At 53.9% G+C, this 20,937-nt stretch carries 21 protein-coding genes; 7 read left to right on the top strand and 14 right to left on the bottom strand.

From position 1 onward, the window contains the following. Positions 1-17: 17 nt before the first annotated feature. The 5 genes from rpaB to PMIT1303_RS01075 all read right to left on the bottom strand — a co-directional run bounded on the left by rpaB (position 18) and on the right by PMIT1303_RS01075 (position 4,652). Complete coding sequence (rpaB, locus tag PMIT1303_RS01095) at positions 18-878, bottom strand: response regulator transcription factor RpaB (protein WP_063397172.1); 861 nt, start codon at positions 876-878, stop codon at positions 18-20. 146 nt (positions 879-1,024) lie between these two features. Continuing rightward, positions 1,025-2,329, bottom strand: coding sequence for a sugar ABC transporter substrate-binding protein (locus tag PMIT1303_RS01090; protein ID WP_063397171.1), 1,305 nt, complete (start codon positions 2,327-2,329; stop codon positions 1,025-1,027). Positions 2,330-2,342: 13 nt separating this feature from the next. Then, complete coding sequence (locus PMIT1303_RS01085) at positions 2,343-2,852, bottom strand: hypothetical protein (protein WP_063397170.1); 510 nt, start codon at positions 2,850-2,852, stop codon at positions 2,343-2,345. Next, positions 2,852-3,595 (bottom strand): rod shape-determining protein MreC, encoded by a 744-nt coding sequence (gene mreC, locus PMIT1303_RS01080; RefSeq protein WP_063397169.1) that lies wholly within the window; start codon positions 3,593-3,595, stop codon positions 2,852-2,854. The genes PMIT1303_RS01085 and mreC overlap by 1 nt, the downstream gene beginning before the upstream one ends. A 4-nt stretch (positions 3,596-3,599) precedes the next feature. After that, positions 3,600-4,652: a rod shape-determining protein gene (locus PMIT1303_RS01075; protein ID WP_011129521.1), complete on the bottom strand. Its 1,053-nt coding sequence runs from the start codon at positions 4,650-4,652 to the stop codon at positions 3,600-3,602. 143 nt (positions 4,653-4,795) lie between these two features. Here PMIT1303_RS01075 and PMIT1303_RS01070 point away from each other — a divergent pair, with 143 nt between their 5' ends. Continuing rightward, positions 4,796-5,182, top strand: coding sequence for a single-stranded DNA-binding protein (locus tag PMIT1303_RS01070; protein ID WP_011129520.1), 387 nt, complete (start codon positions 4,796-4,798; stop codon positions 5,180-5,182). Positions 5,183-5,194: 12 nt separating this feature from the next. On the opposite strand, the gene PMIT1303_RS01065 is transcribed toward PMIT1303_RS01070, so the two are convergent. Beyond that, entirely contained in the window at positions 5,195-5,854 is a 660-nt protein-coding gene (locus PMIT1303_RS01065) for a DedA family protein (RefSeq protein ID WP_063397168.1), read from the bottom strand. Between the two features lie 54 nt (positions 5,855-5,908). Between PMIT1303_RS01065 and PMIT1303_RS13870 the strand changes: the two genes are divergently transcribed. After that, a complete protein-coding gene (locus tag PMIT1303_RS13870; protein WP_231901192.1) occupies positions 5,909-6,046 on the top strand; it encodes a hypothetical protein in 138 nt (45 codons plus the stop codon). Here the strand turns inward: PMIT1303_RS13870 and PMIT1303_RS01060 are convergent. Together PMIT1303_RS01060 and ahcY are read right to left on the bottom strand one after the other, a co-directional pair. Next, on the bottom strand, positions 6,033-6,239 hold the full coding sequence (locus tag PMIT1303_RS01060) for a hypothetical protein (protein WP_063397167.1): 207 nt from the start codon (positions 6,237-6,239) through the stop codon (positions 6,033-6,035). The genes PMIT1303_RS13870 and PMIT1303_RS01060 overlap by 14 nt on opposite strands. Before the next feature lie 117 nt (positions 6,240-6,356). Then, a complete protein-coding gene (ahcY, locus tag PMIT1303_RS01055; RefSeq protein WP_063397166.1) occupies positions 6,357-7,787 on the bottom strand; it encodes an adenosylhomocysteinase in 1,431 nt (476 codons plus the stop codon). Here ahcY and tsaE point away from each other — a divergent pair. Continuing rightward, positions 7,786-8,331, top strand: a complete 546-nt coding sequence (gene tsaE, locus PMIT1303_RS01050) for a tRNA (adenosine(37)-N6)-threonylcarbamoyltransferase complex ATPase subunit type 1 TsaE (protein WP_063397165.1) — start codon at positions 7,786-7,788, stop codon at positions 8,329-8,331. The two genes, ahcY and tsaE, sit on opposite strands and share 2 nt — an antisense overlap. Here tsaE and PMIT1303_RS01045 read toward each other — a convergent pair. Next, a complete protein-coding gene (locus tag PMIT1303_RS01045; protein WP_063397164.1) occupies positions 8,280-9,320 on the bottom strand; it encodes a carbohydrate kinase in 1,041 nt (346 codons plus the stop codon). The two genes, tsaE and PMIT1303_RS01045, sit on opposite strands and share 52 nt — an antisense overlap. A 24-nt stretch (positions 9,321-9,344) precedes the next feature. Further along, positions 9,345-10,523, bottom strand: a complete 1,179-nt coding sequence (mutT, locus tag PMIT1303_RS01040; RefSeq protein WP_369818694.1) for an 8-oxo-dGTP diphosphatase MutT — start codon at positions 10,521-10,523, stop codon at positions 9,345-9,347. Between the two features lie 108 nt (positions 10,524-10,631). Between mutT and PMIT1303_RS01035 the strand changes: the two genes are divergently transcribed. Next, positions 10,632-11,585, top strand: coding sequence for an isopenicillin N synthase family oxygenase (locus tag PMIT1303_RS01035; protein ID WP_063397163.1), 954 nt, complete (start codon positions 10,632-10,634; stop codon positions 11,583-11,585). Positions 11,586-11,611: 26 nt separating this feature from the next. On the opposite strand, the gene PMIT1303_RS01030 is transcribed toward PMIT1303_RS01035, so the two are convergent. The 3 genes from PMIT1303_RS01030 to PMIT1303_RS01020 are packed head-to-tail and all read right to left on the bottom strand — an operon-like array spanning position 11,612 to position 14,894. Beyond that, a complete protein-coding gene (locus PMIT1303_RS01030; RefSeq protein WP_063397162.1) occupies positions 11,612-12,349 on the bottom strand; it encodes a succinate dehydrogenase/fumarate reductase iron-sulfur subunit in 738 nt (245 codons plus the stop codon). After that, positions 12,346-14,262, bottom strand: coding sequence for a fumarate reductase/succinate dehydrogenase flavoprotein subunit (locus tag PMIT1303_RS01025; RefSeq protein ID WP_063397161.1), 1,917 nt, complete (start codon positions 14,260-14,262; stop codon positions 12,346-12,348). Before PMIT1303_RS01025 ends, PMIT1303_RS01030 begins: the two co-directional genes overlap by 4 nt. Further along, a complete protein-coding gene (locus PMIT1303_RS01020; protein ID WP_063397160.1) occupies positions 14,262-14,894 on the bottom strand; it encodes a succinate dehydrogenase cytochrome b subunit in 633 nt (210 codons plus the stop codon). The genes PMIT1303_RS01025 and PMIT1303_RS01020 overlap by 1 nt, the downstream gene beginning before the upstream one ends. A gap of 141 nt (positions 14,895-15,035) precedes the next feature. Here PMIT1303_RS01020 and PMIT1303_RS01015 point away from each other — a divergent pair, with 141 nt between their 5' ends. The 3 genes from PMIT1303_RS01015 to PMIT1303_RS01005 are packed head-to-tail and all read left to right on the top strand — an operon-like array spanning position 15,036 to position 20,357. Then, the gene (locus PMIT1303_RS01015) at positions 15,036-16,181 is read left to right on the top strand and encodes an efflux RND transporter periplasmic adaptor subunit (protein ID WP_369818693.1); all 1,146 of its coding nucleotides are present in this window, start codon (positions 15,036-15,038) and stop codon (positions 16,179-16,181) included. Positions 16,182-16,188: 7 nt separating this feature from the next. Next, on the top strand, positions 16,189-19,449 hold the full coding sequence (locus PMIT1303_RS01010; protein ID WP_063397159.1) for an efflux RND transporter permease subunit: 3,261 nt from the start codon (positions 16,189-16,191) through the stop codon (positions 19,447-19,449). Next, entirely contained in the window at positions 19,446-20,357 is a 912-nt protein-coding gene (locus tag PMIT1303_RS01005; protein WP_063397158.1) for an alpha/beta fold hydrolase, read from the top strand. Before PMIT1303_RS01010 ends, PMIT1303_RS01005 begins: the two co-directional genes overlap by 4 nt. Here the strand turns inward: PMIT1303_RS01005 and PMIT1303_RS01000 are convergent. Continuing rightward, positions 20,342-20,937 (bottom strand): sigma-70 family RNA polymerase sigma factor (locus PMIT1303_RS01000; RefSeq protein WP_156486861.1); only part of this gene is annotated, 596 nt, incomplete at its 5' end. The genes PMIT1303_RS01005 and PMIT1303_RS01000 overlap by 16 nt on opposite strands.

Below are 20,937 nucleotides of genomic sequence, written 5' to 3'. Positions count from 1 at the left end.
TCACCCCATCGACTTAATCAACTCGCAACGGCAACCGAAGCAGGAGCAGGAGCAGGAGCAGGAGCAGGAGCAGGAGCAGGAGCAGGAATATCCCCAACGCGCTGGGAGGAGTAACCAATTCCACGAACCGTAAGGATTAGCTCTGGATTGCGCGGGTCTGGCTCGAGCTTGCCACGCAAACGAGCTACATAAACATCGACCACACGCAAGTCGGCCGCCCGGCGAGGGGGATAACCCCAGAGCTGCTCCAAGATTTCGGCCCTGGGTACCACCCGTCCAGGTTCACGGAACAACAGTTCCAAAAGACTGAATTCGGTGTAGGTGAGGCCAATACGCTCTCCTGCACGACTCACCTGGCGGCGATTCGTGTCCACCACCAAATCACCAACTCTCAGAACACCCTGCCCAACTGGCAGATCTCTGATTTCAGACGTAGCGGACCCTGGACCAACCCGACGCAGAATCGTGGCAATACGAGCCTCAAGTTCCTTTGGACTAAAGGGCTTAGGAATGTAATCATCTGCCCCAAGATCAAGTCCAGCCACACGTTCAGAAATCGCCTCTAATGCTGAGAGGAAAATAATCGGCACACAAGACTCAGCCCTAAGCCTTCTACAAACAGCAAAACCATCGAGCCTGGGCAGCATCACATCGAGCACAAGCAAGTCAGGCTGTTCTCGATGAAAAATCTCAAGAGCCTCTTCCCCGTCCTCGGCACAAATCACCCGATAGCCAGCCAGTTGAAGTCGCATGACCAAAATCCGGAGGACTGCTGGCTCATCGTCAACGACAAGGATGGTTGCCTTCGGATTCCCGGGAGCCTGAGTCTCAGACCCATCATTGCCTTGGAACTGAGATAAACCCCCCGGATGTGACATATGAGCGTTTCCTCATGAAGAAACACAACCTTAACCTTCCGCCTTAAGTAAAAATCGCTAACACCCTTGAGAAATCACAGTTTTTCTATTTATTTAAGAATTAAAAGGTACTTATACTTAAGCATCAATTCCTAATTGATAGCACTTCAGGGCCATCTAGCTTCTGCATAGCGGTTCCACTGACGAGCAGCCTCTTCCACAGCCTCATCGCTGCTGATTTGATCGAGCATCGCCCGCTGTAACTGGGTATAAATAATGCTCTGCAGACGCTTGATCCCAGGTAAAGCCGGAACCAAAACTTTCGCCCGCTTCAAAGTCTTGGCAGACAATGCTCTGGCAGAGAGGATCTGAGCAGCCTCACGTGACTCCGGACGCTCAGCCTTAAGAGCAATCTGAACCTGTCGCAAGGCGTTTCTAGACGATGGCAACACCTTGGCTTGCTGCGCAAAAGTTGCCTGATTAACCCCATTGGTTAGAAACAAGGCAAAATCAACGGCTTCCTGCTGGCGCCTGCTCTGACGAGGCACAACCAACGTCATCACAGCGACATTCGCATTGCCATCACCACCGACAAGAGGTGGATAGGAGTTAGTCACCCTGGCCACAGCCGGAGCGTTTGTCTGGATCGTGCGTAGGAATTCAGCCCCGCTCGCCAACATGGCCAACTCACCGCTCTGATAAAGCTCTATCGCTCGCTTCTGACCCTGGCTTATCACCTCTCGAGGCAGGAGACCTTGCCGATAAAGATCGGTCCAGAAGGCAAAAGCACGTTGACCCTTTGGAGTAGCAAAACCAGCCCGCCTCCGAGAATCCAGCAAAGTGACTCCCATCTGAACCATCGACTCAAGCAGTTCAGTCGAATCGTCAGGGACCACAGTGACGAATAGGCCATAGCGACCTGTGCGCTCACGAATGCGTCGCGCATAGGCAGGTACATCCTGCCAACGTCGCGGTGGAGCATCAAGTTCGGCTTGTCGCAACAACTGCTGGTTAACCAAACTCAGCCGTACCGTTAGATACCAAGGAATGGCGATCTGTCGCCCCTCAGCATCCAGGCCAGACTCCCAAACCGAGGGAAGGTAGCGTTCGGCTGCATCGTCTGGAAGCAAAGGCGTCAGATCCCTAATCCCCCCTTTGCTGGCAAGATTTGCAGCAAAGGGGGGATTGAGATTGACTAGGTCTGGTGCGGTGCGCGCGAACACCGCAGCCAATAACTTGCGCTCCACTGATCCCCAGGGGAGATCTGTCCAACGCACCAGCGCGCCGGGGTGATTCTGCTGCCAGTTTTTGATGACCCCCGCCATATAGGGGTTGAACTTCGGCGCCAGTTGCAACGTCCAGAGCTGCAAATCAGTTGAAGATCCCTGCTTCGGTCGACAACCCCAACCAATCAAGGCTGCACCAAGCACCACGAGGCCTGCAACAAAAAACTTTCTTCGTGACCGCAGCATTCTCATGACCTGTTCAAGCGCGAGCCAGCCGCCGCCAAATCAACAGCATCCATGACACCAGCAGAGGAGCAACCAAACCAGTAATCAACGACTGTGCCAAAAAGGTATGCAACCCCCAGGACTGAAGCCAAGACACAGAGCTATCGAACTGAATAAAAAGCGTTTGCAGCCAAAGACTCAAGCCAACCAGAGCTGTACCTATCCATGCCAATAATCCGAGATTGAAACTGCCCTGAATCGGTGGAGCACGCCTGCCTAGCCGCCCCCACCACCATCCAAGCGCCATCAACGCCGGCAGTTGACTCGCACCACCAAGGCTGAGGCCATCCAATACCAAGCCAAGACAAAGTCCAGCAGTGAGTCCAGAGACAGGTCCATCAACAAGGGCCCAAGGCAACAACCACAACACCGCCCAGCACGGACCCACCCCAGACAGGCTCAACCAGGTCGGTGCAGCGAGGGTCAGCCAAGGCACGAAGAGGCTTGAAGCCAAGCAAATCGGTTGCTGATGAAGGCGCGCCATCAGCGAATCTGCACCTGCACCCAATCGATGGCTTCTGGGGCAGCGATTAACTGAACAGCTGCACGAGGAGCAGGAACTGCTCGGTCATCCACTTTCTGAATCACCCCTACAGGCAGGCTGGCGGGCAACAATGTGCTGGCAGGCGAGATGCTGACAAGATCACCTGGCACTGCATAGGGATTCTTATCGAGAAACTCCAACTGAGGCCTACTCGTACCCACACCAACCAAGAGTCCATGCCGCTTGGTTCGCGGTATCCAAACTCCAACCCGACTACCTGGCGCAGTGAGCAGTTGAACACGTGCAGTGGCAGGGGTGACACTTTGAATTCTCCCCAGTAATCCTCCTGGCCCCATCACAGCATCACCCTGAGCAATGCCATGCAATCGCCCCTTGCCCAGTTCCAGTTGCTGCCACCACCCCTTCGGGGTACGGGAAATCACAGCCGCGGAAATGCGAGCAGATCCTGAGGCCTGACCAAGAGCAAGCAACCCGCGAAGTCTTTGATTGTCCTGTTCAAGCAACCGAAGTTTGCTCTGTTGCTCGAGCTGAAAACCAGACTGGATCCATTCTCGCTGGGCTGATCCAGGCCAAAACGGCCGACTAAGAAGGGCATAAGCATCGGCAAAACTGGCGCCTTTACTCCAACGAACCAAACCAAGCGCTGCCACTAACAACAGCCAAGGCAAAACTCCACGCCAACGCCACCAACGGAAAGATGCCTGCCACGGGGAAACCCCCATCGATTCAAGCCGTCATTGAAGAGCGAGTGAATTCCGGAGTATCAAGCACCCTGCGAAGTCGCTTGTAATCCTCGAGTACCTGACCACAGCCATTGACCACACACAACAATGGATCCTCTGCAACATGAGTAAAGATGCCTGTCTCATGGCTAATTAAATCGCTTATCCCGCGCACCAAAGCTCCTCCACCAGCAAGCATGATGCCACGGTCAACAATGTCAGCAGCTAATTCTGGTGGTGTGCGCTCAAGGGTGCGCTTCACGGCCTCCACAATCACGTTGAGGGGTTCTGCTATCGCCTCCCGCAAGTCTCCAGCCTGCAAATTGATCGAACGTGGCAGACCGGAGAGCAGGTGCAGACCCCGCACATCCATGGCCTGCTGATCAAACTCGTGATTGGGGAAAGCGGAGCCAATGCGGATCTTGATCTCCTCCGCCGTGCGCTCACCGACGACAAGGTTGTGAACCTTCTTCAAATAAACCCCAATGGCATCACTAATTTCATCACCGGCCACGCGAACCGACTCACTCAACACAGTTCCTCCCAAGCTGAGCACCGCCACCTCGGTTGTGCCTCCTCCTATATCAACGATCATCGTTCCAATTGGCTCAGTAACAGGCAGACCAGCTCCAATGGCGGCTGCAACAGGCTCATCAATCAGATGAACTTCCCGAGCTCCTGCCATGCCTGCCTCCCGCACGGCACGCCGTTCGACACCGGTCACTCCGCTCGGGATACCCACCACCAAGCGAGGAGCAACAATGCCTCGACCTTCATTGCCCTTCTGAATGAAAGTCTTCAGCATCTGCTCAGCTGCATCGAAATCGGCGATCACGCCATCGCGCAGTGGACGCACGGCGCGAATATTGCCAGGGGTTCGGCCAAGCATCAACTTGGCATCGTCACCAACCGCCAGAGGCACACCGTTCTCCAAGTCCAGGGCTACGACAGAAGGCTCCTGAAGCACAATCCCTTTGCCCGACACGTAAATCAGGGTATTGGCCGTACCAAGATCAATGCCGATGTCGCGTGACAGTTGAAAGCGACGAAAAAACACAAGCGCTGGACTCAAGTCGGCGAATCATAGGTGTCGTAGCCAATGCAGCTTGTTACACCCAGCGATGAGGGTGGAACTCCTTATAAGCAGCCACTTAAACCGTGGCGCATCATTGACCAAACTCAAACAAATAGGTTTCATTCATGAGCGTAAATTCCGTCACACTCGTCGGCCGAGCAGGCCGTGATCCAGAAGTTCGCTACTTCGAATCGGGAACAGTTGTCGCCAACCTCACCATGGCTGTGAACCGTCGCAGTCGCGACGACGAGCCAGACTGGTTCAACCTAGAGATCTGGGGCAAGCAGGCTCAAGTCGCGGCGGACTATGTCAAGAAAGGATCTCTGCTGGGTATCATCGGTAGCTTCAAACTGGACCGCTGGACCGATCGCAACACCGGAGAAGAGCGAACCAAACCTGTTGTTCGTGTGGACCGTCTAGAACTTCTAGGATCAAAAAGGGATGCAGAAGCGAGCAACTTTGGCGGAGGGGGATTTGGAGACGGCCCAAGCGAAGAGGAAGTGCCCTTCTAAATAACTCATTAATCAATGAGTGTGATGACGCCTGCGCCAAATGCGCAGGCCCAGCCACACCACTGCAGCCAAAACCGCAATAACCAGGGCCCCCTTGACAACCTTGGAGACAGGATCTATCCACAGCTCCACATTGCTGTAACCCTCTCCAAGCCCCAACCCAGCCAGGGTGAGTAGCAAAGTCCAGATCAGGCTGCCTGCTGTTGTCCAGATCAGGAAAGGTGCGAAAGGCATCAATTCAATGCCTGCAGGCACAGAGATCAAGGTACGAATGCCAGGCACTAGCCGTCCCCAAAACACCAACGCCGTGCCGTAACGATTAAACCAACGACGGCTACGCGCAAGTTCTGCCGGACTGATACCGATCCAACGACCATGTCGGCTGAGCCAAACCTCAAGCCGTTGCTCATTGATAGCCCGCCCAATGCCATACCAAGGAAGAGCACCCAACAAGGTGCCCAACAAACCGGCCAACACCACTGGTAAGAACTGCAGCTGCCCCTGCTGCACATAGAACCCGCCAAGAGGCATGATCAACTCGGATGGAATCGGTGGAAAGAGATTTTCCAGAAACATGGCCGCGAATATCGCGCCATAACCCATCCACTGGTTCGCCTCCACGGCCTGGCCGATCAACTCCGGCAACTGAGTAATCAGTTCAGAAAGCCCCATGGAGTCTGCGCATAACCAGGCAAGTCTTCCATGGGACCGGGGTTCCTTAAGGTCATGCGATCAGCCGCGGTCACAGAAGATTCACAGAGGTCGCCACTCTTCACGGGTCTCAACGCCTCCTTAGACCTCAACAATGCGTCGACGAATCATTCGGAAGACATCTTCAAATATTTCCTGATTACTGATTACTGATAGCCTCAAGACCTAAGCATTGACCTCCCAGATTCACTGCAAGCTGACTATTAACAACCGGTCCAATTACAAACAAGACTTCAATGCAAAGCTGGTCAAGAATTTGGCTGGCCGCTTCAATAGCAAAAAATGTTGAGCCGGCAGGATGTAATTCGCTAAAACCAACTTTTTTATTTTCCCAATCAAAAAACAATTTTAGTCAGCTGCATTGATCTCTTTGTGCCACTCAATCTATAACAACTCGCAGGTTATCTTCTTGCCGGGCAGGCAAACCTAATTCTGTGAAGCAAGCTTGCCTGCCTGGCAACAATCAGTAGCGATAATGGTCGGGTTTATACGGACCTTCAATAGGCACACTGATGTAATCGGACTGCTGCTTGGTGAGCTGAGTAAGCCTCGCACCGATCTTCTCCAAGTGAAGTCGAGCCACCATCTCATCGAGGTGCTTAGGCAACACATACACCTGATCGGCATACTGATCACCTTTCGAAAACAACTCAATTTGAGCTAACACCTGATTGGTAAAGGAATTGCTCATCACAAAGCTCGGGTGACCGGTCGCACAGCCAAGGTTAACCAAGCGCCCTTCAGCCAGAAGAATGATCTTATTTCCGCTGGGAAGAGTGATGTGATCAACCTGAGGCTTGATATTCTCCCACTGATAATCCTTCAAAGATGCAACATCAATCTCATTATCAAAGTGACCGATATTGCAAACAATAGCCTCATCTTTCATACGGATCAGATGTTCATGGCGAATCACCTGAAAGTTGCCTGTGGAGGTCACAAAGATATCGACATCCTGAACCACCTCATCCAGACGCACCACCCGATAGCCCTCCATCGCTGCCTGAAGAGCACAGATGGGGTCAATTTCAGCAATCATCACTGTGGCACCAAGGCCCCGTAGCGATTGAGCTGAACCCTTGCCCACATCGCCATAGCCCATCACCAAAGCCACCTTTCCAGCAACCATCACATCAGTGGCCCGCTTGATGCCATCCACCAAGGATTCACGGCAACCATAAAGATTGTCGAACTTGCTCTTAGTCACCGAATCATTGACATTGATCGCAGGGAAAGGCAATTCACCGCTCTTTTGCATCTGATACAGACGCGCGACACCCGTAGTTGTCTCTTCTGTCACCCCCTGAATATTGCTCTTGATGCGGGAATAAAAATTGGAGTCCTGGGCCAACTTGGTACGAATCGAGGCAAACAATGCCGTCTCTTCCTCGTTGCCAGGGTTATCCAGTACAGAACGATCGCTCTCGGCCTTGCTGCCAAGCATCACCAAGCCAGTCGCATCACCGCCGTCATCCAAGATCATGTTGGGAGTGCCGCCATCACCCCACTCGAGAATGCGATGGGTATAAGCCCAATACTCATCAAGGGTCTCGCCTTTGGTTGCAAACACAGGCACGCCGCTAGCGGCAATAGCAGCAGCAGCATGATCTTGAGTAGAAAAAATGTTGCATGAAGCCCAGCGCACGTCAGCACCGAGGGCCACCAGCGTCTCAATCAACACACCGGTCTGAATGGTCATGTGCAGACTGCCAGCAATGCGAGCCCCCTTGAGAGGTTTTTCACTGCCGTGCTTGACCCTGAGGGCCATCAAACCTGGCATCTCAGTTTCAGCAATGCTCAATTCCTTGCGGCCAAAATCCGCGAGGTCGATGTCTGCTACGACGTATTGAGGGGGGGCCTGCAACGAGGCCGTTGATGTGGGCACTGCCACCATGGTTCAAAGCTCCCTTGGGGGAATCGTGTACGGAAATCTCAGCGAAGTCGCCGAGACTTCGGGATCGCTTACGGGGCAATCTACAGATGACTCATGGATTCTTGAAAATCTTGATGCCACTCGATGCCTAGGAAGAGCACTTGTCCAGCGGCTACCTGCTTTATCAGTGCTGTTGCTAGAAGGGCCCCTGGGAGCGGGCAAAACCTCTCTCGTACAAGGCATTGCAACCGCTCTCGGCATCCGTGAGCCGATCACATCGCCTACATACGCTCTTGCTCAGCACTACCCGGACGGGAATCCTCCTCTGATCCATCTGGACCTCTACCGCTTGGAGCAACCCAGCACTGCCAATGAGCTATTTCTGCAAGAGGAAGAAGAAGCCCAAGCACTAGGTGCCCTCATGGCCGTGGAATGGCCTGATCGATTAAGCCTGAACTTGCCTGAAGCCTGGAGATTGCAATTGCAGCATCGAGCTCAAGGAGGTCGTCTGGCTCAGTTCACGTCACCTGCGACCGACCCCAAAAACTCCTCCACTTGCATCTGAGACGGCTGCGGATCGATACCACCAGCCCCTCCACAAACAAGCGCGCCACAGGCTGCAGCAAAAAGAACCATCTCCCGGGCCTTGATCAGATCTCGTTGAGATGAGGCATCCATCAAAAATTGATGCAGCAATCCTGCAGTAAAAGCATCGCCAGCACCGGTGGTGTCGATAACTGAAGGGGGAGAAAGCGCTGCAAGCTCACCAACACAATCCCCTATCCACCACCGCACCGGACGCGCCCCATCGGTCACAACCACATCCGGCTGCTGCGGAAGGGATCGCGCAATCACTGCAGGGTCGTCAGTGTCAAAGAACCAAACGGCCTCTTCCCTAGCCAGTTTGAGCAGAGAAGCACGCTCAAGAAGCGGCGCAATCGCCTGCAAGGCCTTCTCATCAGGGCCACTATCGGGAGAACGGCCAGGATCCCAGAAGGTTGGACGCCAGTTGACATCCAGGGCTATCTCAAGCCCTGCTGTTTGTGCCTGCTCAACGCACCAAAGCAAGGCTTGGGCGGAAGCTGGTGTGGCCAAAGGAATGGAGCCGATCAACAACCAGCTCGCCTTCCCTACCAGCAAAGGCCAGCTGGCCGCCAACTCATCTAAAGACAGAGCCTGATCAGCAAAACCGTCTCCGCGGTCGCCTGCAAAACCCTGGAACACCCTCTCCCCATCGAGATCACGACGCACCAACACAATGCGACTGGGTCGGCGCTGATCGGTCTGCAGACCAGCAAGGTTCACGCCTCGAGTATCAAACAATTCTCGAAACCTGGCCCCGATGGCATCGTCTCCAAGACGTCCTAAAAAAGCCACCTTGCTACCAAGCCGAGCTAAGCCACAAGCCACGTTGGCAGGGGCTCCCCCTAGGCAATCCTCCACAGGCTGATCCACAGCTGGATCTCCCCCCAGCGGTCCAAGACGATCCACCAACGCCTCGCCCAAGCAAATCACCTCAGGCTCATGGCTGTGAACAGGATTGGTCCCCGTCATCAGTTAGCAGCTACTGAGATGAAGCTAGGAACGCTGGCTAAGCATGTCTGCGCGAAGATGATCAATCAACGTGGCAATCATGCGCGCATTAGCTGCCGGGAAGGGATAGGCAGAAAGATCTTCAGGCTTCACCCAGCACACCTGCTGACTCGCCAAAGGCTTGGGCTCTCCTGAAATCCAACGGCAGAGATGAACAACAAAGCGAAGCTTCTTATGGCTGTAGGCATGGTCAAGAGCAATCAGCTGCTCACCCACCTGCACTTCAATCGCCAATTCCTCCCTGAGCTCGCGAGCAATGGTGGCTTCGATGGCTTCACCTGGCTCCTGCTTACCACCAGGGAATTCCCACATGCCGCCCAGTAAACCCTCATTAAGCCGCTGATCAATTAAGACCTCACCCGCTTCGTTCAGTACGACCCCCACACCAATCACCTGGAAGGGAATGGGCTTGCTCGCATCCTTCACGGGGAAGTGGCTTGGCTCTCCAGCAGCGTAGGCAGCACAACTACTTTGCCAAGGACATAACTGACAACTGGGGGTCCTAGGCGTACAAACCAAAGCACCCAAATCCATCAAGGCCTGATTGAAATCTCTTGGCCGCAAAGGATCGAGAAGGGCTTCACTCCACTGCCAAAAACTTGCCTGAGCTCGTTGGGGTGAATCCAAGCAAGCCTGAAGTCTGGCCAGCACACGACGCACATTGCCATCAAGAATTGGCACTGGTGTATTGAATGCACTGGAAAGGATGCTCCCTGCCGTGGTGCGACCAATACCCGGGACAGCCTGCCAAGCCTCAAGAGAAGAGGGCAGAGGGGAAGCCGCCAATTGACTCGCCGCCTGATGCAGCCGGCGGGCACGAGAGTAATAGCCCAGGCCTTGCCACAGCAACAACACTTGGCGCTCTTCAGCAGCAGCCAAATGCTGCACCGTTGACAACACCACCATCCACTGCTCCCAGTAGGGACGCATCACCCTCAACTGGGTTTGCTGGAGCATCACCTCAGCGATCCAAATGCCGTAGGGCGAGAGATCTTCGTTTGGTTCGGGCCAACGTCCATCGACGGTGAACATCCACGGCTTGATGGCAATGTCCTGGCGACCATGGACTTCCCACCAATCCAACAGCTGCTGACGCATCTCGGGCCAACGTTTATCGAACAACTCTCGCCACTGTTGACTCGCACCTTCTAACCCCTGAGCCATGAAGTCGCCAAAATGAATCAACAACTGACCACCAACCTCTCAAGAGTGATCTGGGCTGCAACGAGTTTTTAAGGCACTATTTCAGCGTTCGTTCAACCAGGCAATGGCTTGACCCAGACGATTCTCGATGTTGACCTGCTGGCTTTTGAACAGGGCACGAGATTTCAACAAGCCGCTGTTGTTGACGGATTGATGCGCAGCCTCGGCACAGGGTTTGTGGTGACCACCAGTGATCTCCCCGCTGCTCTTCTCGATGAGGCCTACGGGATGTTGAGCCATTTCTTTGCTCTTGCAACGACAACAAAACGACAATTCAACGTGCCTGAAGCCTTTGGCCAAACTGGCTATACAGACACACTCGTCGAAACAGCCGCAGGCGAAAAGCTGCCCGACTGGAAGGAAATGCTCAACTGGGCATTACCACTCCCAGACAAACACCCCTTACGCCAACGTTTCCCCACGCTCTATCCAGAACAACTCCTACCAGAAGTAGCCGTGCCAGGAATCACTGGAGTGCTGCAAGCCTTCCACCAAACCATCGCCGAGTTGCAGCGTCGCGTGCTGCGGATCATCGCTACTGGCCTTGGTTGCCATCATGATTTTTTCACTGATCTTGTGCAAGACGCACCAACGCTCACCAGAGCAATCCGCTACCCACCCATGAACCAAGCCCCTGCTGCAGGGCACATGTGGGCCGCAGCCCATGGCGACATCAACCTGATTACAGCATTGCCGCGAGCCACGGCCCCAGGCCTACAGGTCTACATCGATGGCTGTTGGGTTGATGCCATTGCGCCTGAAGGCCAAGTGATCGTCAACAGTGGTTTGATGCTTGAACGGATCAGCAATGGACTCATCCCAACCGGCTGGCACCGCGTCTTAGCGCCGAGCGAATGGGATCGTGAGCGCCTAAGCGTTGTGCAGTTCTGTCACCCCAAACCATCCACCCTGCTCACTCCACTAAGCAGCTGCGTCAATGAAAGCCATCCACAACGGTTCGCAGGCCTAATGGCAGCCGATGCATTAGAGGAAGTGCTGTACCAAATCAAACTGATCACTTAATAACTCCCCCCAAAATCAACTAAAAGTCAACGTGCCTCACGATGCATCCAGCTGATCCAGTCAGCTGAAATTTGCTTCGGACACACCGCCTCACATTCCAAGTTGCTGCTGCAACTACCAAAACCCTCCTCGCTCATACGCTCGTGCAACCTCTTCGCCCGGCGTTTCCGCTCAGGTTGCCCCTGAGGCAACTGAGCCAGATGGGCCAATTTGGCCGCCACAAACAAACTTGCCGAGGCATTACGACAACTAGCGACACATGCACCACAAGCGATGCAAGTAGCCGTCTCAAAGGCAGAGGCAGCTTGATCCTTCTCTATCAGCAAGTCATTGCCATCCGGAGCCTGGCCCGTATTCACCGAGCAATAGCCACCAGCTGCAATCAACCGATCAAAAGCCGCACGATCCACCATTAGATCTTGAATGAGAGGAAAAGCTCGTGCCCGCCATGGCTCCAGCGTCAATGTGTCGCCATCAGCAAACTGGCGCAGATAGAGCTGACACAAAGTGGTGCCGGTCTGAGGCCCATGGGCCTGACCATTAACAAGAAAGCCACAGCTACCACAAATACCCTCGCGACAGTCGTGATCGAAAGACACCGGACGCTTGGCTTGAGCAATCAGCTGTTCATTGAGACGATCAAGAGCCTCCAATAGCGACATGTCGGCAGAAATCTGCTCAAGCCGGTAGACATGGAAAGCACCGGAACTGTTGCTTGACGCCTGACGCCAAATACGCAACGTGAGCGAAAGTTTACGGCTCATCGATAACGACGTTGACTGGGCTTCAAGCTCGTGAAGTTGAGCGGCTCAGCATGGCGAATCGGCTCGGCCCGCTCGCGATCTTCCCAAGCAGCAATGTGGGCAAAGTTCTCATCATCACGCCGAGCTTCGCCTTCTTCTGTCTGATGCTCTTCACGGAAGTGGGCTCCACAAGACTCCTCTCTCGCCAAGGCATCGCGCAACATCAACTTGGCCATCCCAAAGAAATCAGCAACCCTCAACGCCTTCTCGAGCTCAGGATTAGGACCCTCTACACCTCCGGGCACGCTTACCTCAGCATGAAAACGCTGCTCCAGCAATGCCACATCTTCCAAGCCAGCACGCAGCCCTTCGGCATCACGGCTGATACCGCAGCGGTCAATCATCACAGCTCCAAGTTCACGATGAAAAGAATCGACCGACCGTTGAGCCGCCCCCTTGAGCAAAAGATCAATCCGCCCACTGGCCCGCACCAGAGCCTCGCGGCAAGCCAAATGATCACCAGCAACATGCGTGGTGGTATGGCCTGCTAACCAAGCAGTGACGGTAGCCGGCGCAATGAAGTAGCCATCAGCCAAACCTTGCATCAGAGCACTAGCGCCGAGACGATTCGCACCATGCTCAGAGAAGTTGGCCTCACCAAGCACAAACAATCCAGGGATCGAACTCATCAGGTAGTAATCAACCCAGAGACCACCCATCGTGTAATGGGGGGCTGGAGAGATGCGCATTGGTGTCATCAACGGATCCTCACCCGTAATTCGCTCATACATCTCCAAGAGGTTGCCGTATCGCTCCACAATCACCTCTCGCCCCTGACTCGAGATCGCATCACTCAGGTCGAGATAAAAGGCTTGGCCACCAGGGCCCACACCATGCCCCGCCTTGCAGAGCTCCCTGGCACGGCGTGAAGCCACATCTCTGGGCACCATGTTGCCGTAGGCCGGATACTGACGTTCAAGGAAATAATCCCGCTGGGCCTCAGGAATCTCAACAGCTGAACGCTGATCTCCAGAATCTAATGGCAGCCAAACACGGCCGTCATTGCGCAAGCTCTCGCTCATCAAGGTTCGCTTGCTCTGATAAGGATCACCACTGGGAATGCAGGTTGGGTGGATCTGGGTGAAGCAAGGGTTCGCGAATAAAGCTCCCTGACGATGAGCCCGCCAAATGGCACTTGCATTCGATTTAAGTGCATTTGTCGAAAGGAAGTAGACGTTGCTATAGCCACCACTCGCTAGCAACACAGCCTGAGCGGTATGCACCTCCAATTCACCACTGAGCAGATCACGACACACCACCCCTCGGCACACGCCATCCACCTTGATGAGCTCCAAAACATCGCGACGACAAAGCAACTCCACCTGACCAAGCGCCACCTGACGCATCAACGCCTGATAAGCGCCGCAGAGCAATTGCTGACCAGTCTGACCGCGAGCATAAAAGGTGCGACTGACCGACGCCCCTCCCATTCTTCTGGTCGAAAGTGTTCCGTCGTACTCACGGGCAAAGGGAACCCCCTGAGCAACGCACTGGTCGATGATCGCACTACTGATCTCAGCCAAACGCTGGCAACCTGCCTCACGCGCACGGAAGTCACCGCCGCGAAGGGTATCGATAAAGAGGCGGCTAACGCTGTCACTATCCACAAGCAGAGAGCGAGCGGCATTGATCCCTCCCTGGGCGGCCACTGAGTGTGCTCGTCGAGGACTGTCGTGAAAGCTGATCACACGCACTTGATAACCCTGCTCGGCCAAGGTTGCCGCCGCCGAAGCCCCAGCCAAACCCGTGCCTACCACCAACAACTGAAGTTCCCGTTTGCGCGATGGGCTGATTAATGGCAGCGATCCTTGCGTGCGGCTCCATGCATCGGCGATCGTGCCTGATGGGAGACGAGGATCAGGCAAACCATTCATCACTGACCCATCTGCAACGCTGAGGCATAGACCAGCAACGCCACCACGCTGAAGCCCCCGCCCACAAGCAACGCCAGCATGCGAAAGACGCGCCGAATGCGAAAACCATTAGCTGGATCAAGCAATCCCAAACTGCGATGAGCGGCCTCACCACCGTGGAATAGGTGCAGGCTGACGGCGATAGCGGCCAATAGATAGAGGCCCAAGTTTGCAGGCTGAGACAACAAAGCCCGCAGCGCTATCAGCTCCTCGCCAGCAGGTGGCCTGGGCCAGCGCAACTGCAAGAGATGCACTGCCAGAAACCCAAGCAGAAGCAAACCACCAATCGCCTGACTACGTGCTGCTAAAACAGCAAGGCGATCACCTCGGCGGCTAACAAGAGCAGCACGATTACCAGTTCGTCGATTAACAATCAGCTTGGCCAAACTCAGGCCCAAGTGAATTAAAACTGCAGCTAAAAAGCCAAATTCTGCGAACGGCAACCAAGCCGACTGATGCAAGGCCGCTGCATAAATCTCAAAGCTCGCAGGTGCAAAAGGCGCCATCACAACTCCACCCAAATGGAGCATCAGGAAAAGCACCAACAGCAACCCTGTAGCAGCGCTCCAGACCCTGAGCAAATCCGCTCCCATAAATGCGGCGCACAAAGGTCAAACAACCCTAAAGAAACTCTTGGGTCAGAAGGTAGGAGCACCTAACGTTCATCACGGGTGAACCTTCGCCAGAGCAACTAGATGCAAGGAAGGTTATCGTCCGCGAAAAAGCACGTTCTGATGGCATCTGGCTCCACCACCTTTGCCCTGCTAGGGGCCGTCTTGATGGTGACGAGCTGCACCCATAAGGCTGCTCACAAATTCATGACGGTTGAGGCAACCCGAATCACCTCAACCAATTTTGCGCCAATGGTCAGTGCCGTCAGCATGCTGGAGTCGACCAAAAACGTGGCCTTAAAACCACAGACCGACGGCACAGTAATCAAAATCCTCGCCAAGGATGGGCAACGCGTTAAAGCTGGTCAAACCATCCTGGTGCTCGACAACGAGCAACAAAGTGCTGCCCTGGACTCCGCACAATCCGAAGCAAGGAAAGACCAACTCAATGCTGAGCGTTATGAGTTCCTCTACCAACAGGGTGCAACATCAGCCAAGACTCGCGACAAATATGCAGTGCAGGCAATCCAGTCGCGAGATCAGGCAAAAGCCGATGCAGCCACCCTCGGCTACAAATTCGTACGCGCACCAATCAATGGCCTAATCGGCGATCTGGACAAGGTGAAACTTGGCGACTACGTGAAGAAAGGGCAAACGATTACAGGCATCGTTGACGATTCGATGCTGTGGACAATGATGCAGATCCCAGCAACGCAAGCCAACCAGGTGCAACTGGGGCAAACGGTGATGGTTGCATCCCAAACCACACCGCCTTTAACAGGGCAGGGCTCCGTTGTCTTTATCTCGCCCTATTACGAGCTGAGTGGAACAAATAAGTCTCCAAACACACTCATGGTGAAAGCAGCCTTTCCCAACCTCACGGGTAAGTTAAAAACTGGACAATTTGTCAAAAGTCAGATCGTGACGGGGAAATTTACAAGCCTTGCTGTTCCTGTTCAAGCGGTATTTATGGAGGCCCAACAACCCTTTGTCTACGTTGTTGTACCACTAAGCAAAGCACTCCCCAAAATCAAAGCATCAAGCTCATTACCCGAAGCAACCAAAAAGAAGCTCGAATCATTACCTAATAGCACGCCGATTGTGTTGCAAAGAGCTGTCACCCTGGGCCAACTGCAAAACAACCTCTACCCATTGAAATCAGGCCTGCAAAAAGGTGAGCAAGTTGTTTCAAGCAACACAGCACTACTGCGTAACGGCATGCCCGTGAAGATTGCGCCAACACAAGCTGCCAAGAAGGGAAGCAACTGAATAAAGCATGGCGTTCTCCGACAATTTCATCAAAAGACCAGTTCTGACGACAGTCTGCAGCATTCTCATCGTGCTGGTAGGAATTATCGCAATCCCTTCCTTACCAATCGCCAACCTGCCAAATATCGCCAGTCCACTGATCCAAGTCACAGCAAACTATGGCGGCGGAAATTCGCTAGTCACCGAACAAGCTGTCACCAATCCGTTAGAGCAACAGATCAACGGTGTTCCTGGCGTTAACTACATCTCGTCCACCAGTGACATGGAGGGGCAAAGCACAATCAATGTCTACTTCGATGAGTCAACCGATATCAATATCGACCAAGTCAATGTGCAAAACCGGGTTTCCCTGGCTATGCCCCAGCTACCGGAGCAAGTTCAGGCGACGGGTGTTTCCGTTGAACAAAGCAATCCATCCATCCTGCTGGCCTACCAAGTTGGTTCAACGCAGGGTCAATTTGACGCTAATTATCTCAATGGCCTGATTTATGAGCAGCTCTATTACCCCCTTGGCAGAGTCCCAGGGGTTGCCAATGTTGGCGTACTGGGTGGAGCCAATCCAGCCTATTGGCTATTTATCAATCCCGACAAACTGGCAGCCAACAAACTAACTGCCGAAGACATCATCAATGCTATAAAAAGCCAGAACAGCGTGGCGATTGGAGGCCTTGTAGGGGGCCCTCCTGCAACAGGAGACCAAGCCTACACATACCCAATCCTGGTTGAAAATAATGGCAATCTTGTTTCCATCGAAGACTTCAACAACCTCATCGTTAGTCGAACGACAACTGGCAATCTATTACTGCTAAAAGATATTGGCGAAGTGATTTATGGCTCTAATACTTTTACAGCCGATGCAATCGACGTGAATGGGCACCCAGCCATGACACTGGCTGTCTACCAGACACCTGATAGCAACGCCTTAGACGTCTCCAATGACGTCGTGAAAGTAATCGATGCGTTTGCTGCCGCAGCTCCACCAGGGGTCAACGTGTCGCAGATCTACAACATTGGCCAATTTATTGAATCCTCTGTTGAAGGAGTCGTTGATGCCCTTGGGCTTGCAATTGTCCTTGTGCTGCTCATTCTCTTTCTTTTCCTGCAGAACTGGCGAGCAACAGTCATTCCGAGCTTAGCTATCCCAATCTCTCTAATTGGCACCTTTGCCTTCCTTAAAGTCTTCGATTTCTCCATTAATCAACTCACCCTGCTTGGCCTAGTCCTCGCTACGGGATTGGTGGTCGATGATGCAATTGTGGTGATCGAAGCTATATCAAAAAACATCGAATCGGGGATGCGTCCTCGCCAGGCAGCACTGGCCTGCATGGGAGAACTATTTGGCGCCTTAGTGGCCACCGCTTTAGCCCTGATGGCCGTCTTCGTACCAGTGGCCTTCTACCCGGGTGGCATTGGCATCATCTACAAGCAATTCGCCCTAACCATTGCCTTCTCAATTGCGATCTCAGCATTTAACGCCCTAACTTTCTCCCCAATGTTGTCAGGATTAATTCTACGTAGCGACAAGCCTCGGGAACCCAAAGGTTGGGGCTGGATCCTCGCAGGAGTGTTAGTGGGATTGGCCTTTGGTCGCTTCACAGCAACTGCTTTCGGCAGCTGGACCTACGTACTTGGTGTGGTGTTGGGTGTCATCGCCAGCAGCAACCTCCCTTTAATTTTTCGTCGTTTCAACAGCTTTTTCGATGATTTACAAAAGCGTTATGCGCAACTGATCAAATCGTTAATCAGCAAACGCCGCTTAATCCTGGCCAGTCTCGCTGGTGGCATCCTGCTGACTGCCTTCGCCTTCACTGCCATTCCCTCTGCCTTCATCCCGGAAGAAGACCAAGGTTATGGATTGGGTTTTTACCAGCTTCAAAATGGCGCCTCACTCAGCCAAACCCAACAAACAGGGCAACAAATTGCCGAGCTGCTCAAAACCGAAAAGAACATCGATGCAGCGTCAATTGTGAGTGGCTTCGGTTTCAATGGCTCCAGCCCCGATCAGGGTGCATTCTTTTTTGGCCTTAAGCCTCTCAATGAACGCAAAGGCAACAGCAACAGTGCAGCAGCCATCGTCGATCGGCTTAACGCCAAGTTAGAAAAGCTCAGTAGTTCCATGGCGGTTTCTGCCCAACCTCCTGCAGTCCCGGGCTTCTCATCCCAGGGAGGTTTTTACTTCCAGTTCAATGATCTCAGCAACGGGTCCTACAGCTTCAACCAACTGGATGGGCTTGCCAATGATCTGATCAAAGCCGGTAAAGCGAGCAGCGAATTCTCCAGCCTTTACACCCAGTTCATTCCCAGCGCTCCGGCCTTCGGACTCCAAGTCGACCGCGCTGTGATGGGAGCCTTAAACGTTGACTATCAGGAGGCAATGAACACAATCGCCACCCTGGCTGGCAGCAACTATTCAGGCCTCACATACGAAAACGGTCAAGTCCGCAACATCTATGTGCAATCATCAGCCGAACAACGCAACGACATTAACGACATCCTGAGTTATTACGTGCGCAGTCGTGATGGCGAGCTTGTACAAGTCTCACAGTTCGCCTCCGCAGACCTGAGCAGTGCGCCCCCAGTCATCAGCCATTACAACCTCTACCGCACAGTGCTCATTCAGGGTGCGGAGGCCGTCGGCAAAAGTTCAGGCCAAGCCTTACAGGCCATTCAAAACCTCTTCCAAAAACAAGACTTCTCCAACATCGGCTACGCCTTCACCGGATTGGCTGCACTGCAGTTATCTGCAGGTAGCGCAAGCATCATGGTCTTCGGACTCGGACTGCTCATCGTCTATCTGGTGCTATCTGCCCAATACGAGAGCTATGTCACACCAGTCATCATTCTGATGACTGTGCCATTAGCGATGCTTGGAGCGTTGGCGTTTCTAGCGATCCGCTCGATCGACCTCAACATCTATGCCCAGGTTGGCCTGGTGACCCTCATCGGCCTGGCGGCGAAGAACGGCATCCTGATTGTGGAAGTCGCCGAACAAAATCTGAAAAACGGCATGACCCCGAGTGATGCTGTAATTGCCTCGGCCGAATCCCGCTTACGGCCAATCCTGATGACTGCTATTGCAGCCTTAGCCGGCTTCCTGCCTCTAGTGGTGGCCAATGGAGCTGGTGCCCATAGCCAACAATCACTGGGCACTGTGATTTTTGGAGGCCTGGTGGTGGCCACAGTGCTGTCTCTAGGAGTGGTACCGCCCTTTTATGTTGTGGTGAAGCATCTAGAGGAGCGCTGGTTCAGCAGCGAACCACAGATTTGACAAACGCCGAAGATCACATTTGGACTTGGCAGGATTGGCAGGTGGCTTGGAGCAGATCAGGCACTGCAGATCATGCCAATTCAGCAACGCTGCTCATCCACGGCTTTGGAGCCTGCAAGGAGCATTGGCGCCATAACCAATCGGTGTTGGCCCAAATAAGCCCCTGCTACGCCATCGATCTCCTCGGCTTTGGTGGCAGCAGCCAACCAAGGGCAAGACTGCGGGGTGAAGCCCCGCAGCAAGGCGATTTCTGCTACGACTTTGATGGCTGGGGAGCCCAGGTCGCCGCCTTCTGCCGCGAAGTAGTGCAGATCCCTGTGCGCATTGTGGGCAATTCAATCGGCGGCGTGATTGCGTTACGTGCCGCCCAGCTCCTCGAAGAGGCTTGCGACGGTGTCGTTCTGATCAACTGCGCCCAGCGCACCTTGGACGACAAGCGATTAGACGAACAGCCCAGCTTGATGCGCTGGACTCGTCCCTGGCTGAAAAGTCTGGTTCAGCAGCGATGGCTAAGCAACAGCCTCTTTCGCAACGCAGCAAACCCGATGGTGATCAAGCGGGTGCTGAAGCAGGCTTACCCCAGCGGCAACAATCTAGACAGATCCTTGGTGAGCATGCTGCAAAAACCAGCCGATAGACCAGGTGCTGCAGAAGCCTTCCACGGTTTCATCAACATCTTCGACGACTACCTGGCGCCAGAACTGATGGCTGATCTAAACATGCCAGTGGATCTGATCTGGGGGGCAGCCGATCCATGGGAACCGTTGCAGGAAGCCCGTCGCTGGGCTGCGTTGCTGCCTTGTATCCGCTCCCTATCAGTGGTCGATGGTGCAGGGCATTGCCCACACGACGAAGCTCCTGAAGAGGTCAATCCGCTGCTGCTCAGAATCATTCAGCAAGCCGCATAGGCCTCAACCGTTTCACTCAACTGGCGCAAACCATTGAGTCCATGGCGCTCCAGATTGCGAACACGATCACGACTGATGTCGAGGATGCGGCCAATCCCGGTGAGGTTCATCGGCTCGCCTCCGTCGATTCCATAACGCATCCGCAGCACACGACCCTGCAGCTCGGGCAACTTTTCTAGCAAGCTACGTAAATCGCCTTTCATGCAATCCACTTCCACCTTCTCACTCGGTAACTCCTCTTCCCCGGCAAGCAACTCAAGCAACTCCGTTTCATCCCCATCTCCCACCTTCATCTCCAAACTCATCGGCTGACGGGCACGGCACATCAGATCCTTCACCTCCTCCTCGGGCAACTCCACAAACTCTGCAAGTTCGCTCACTGTTGGCGTGCGTCCCATCTCCTGACTTAACTCTCGCTGGCCTTTCTTGAGCTTGTTGAGCATCTCCGTGATGTGGATCGGCAGACGGATCGTCCGGCTCTTCTCCGCAATCGCACGCGTGATCCCCTGACGAATCCACCAATACGCATAGGTCGAAAACTTGTAGCCACGGGTTGGGTCGAACTTCTCCACTCCCCTCA

The sequence above is a fragment of the Prochlorococcus sp. MIT 1303 genome (assembly GCF_001631965.1).
GTDB classification, from domain to species: domain Bacteria; phylum Cyanobacteriota; class Cyanobacteriia; order PCC-6307; family Cyanobiaceae; genus Prochlorococcus; species Prochlorococcus marinus_D.
The sequence above is the reverse complement of the archived record's forward strand: the minus strand, read 5'-3'. Positions and strand labels throughout refer to the sequence as shown.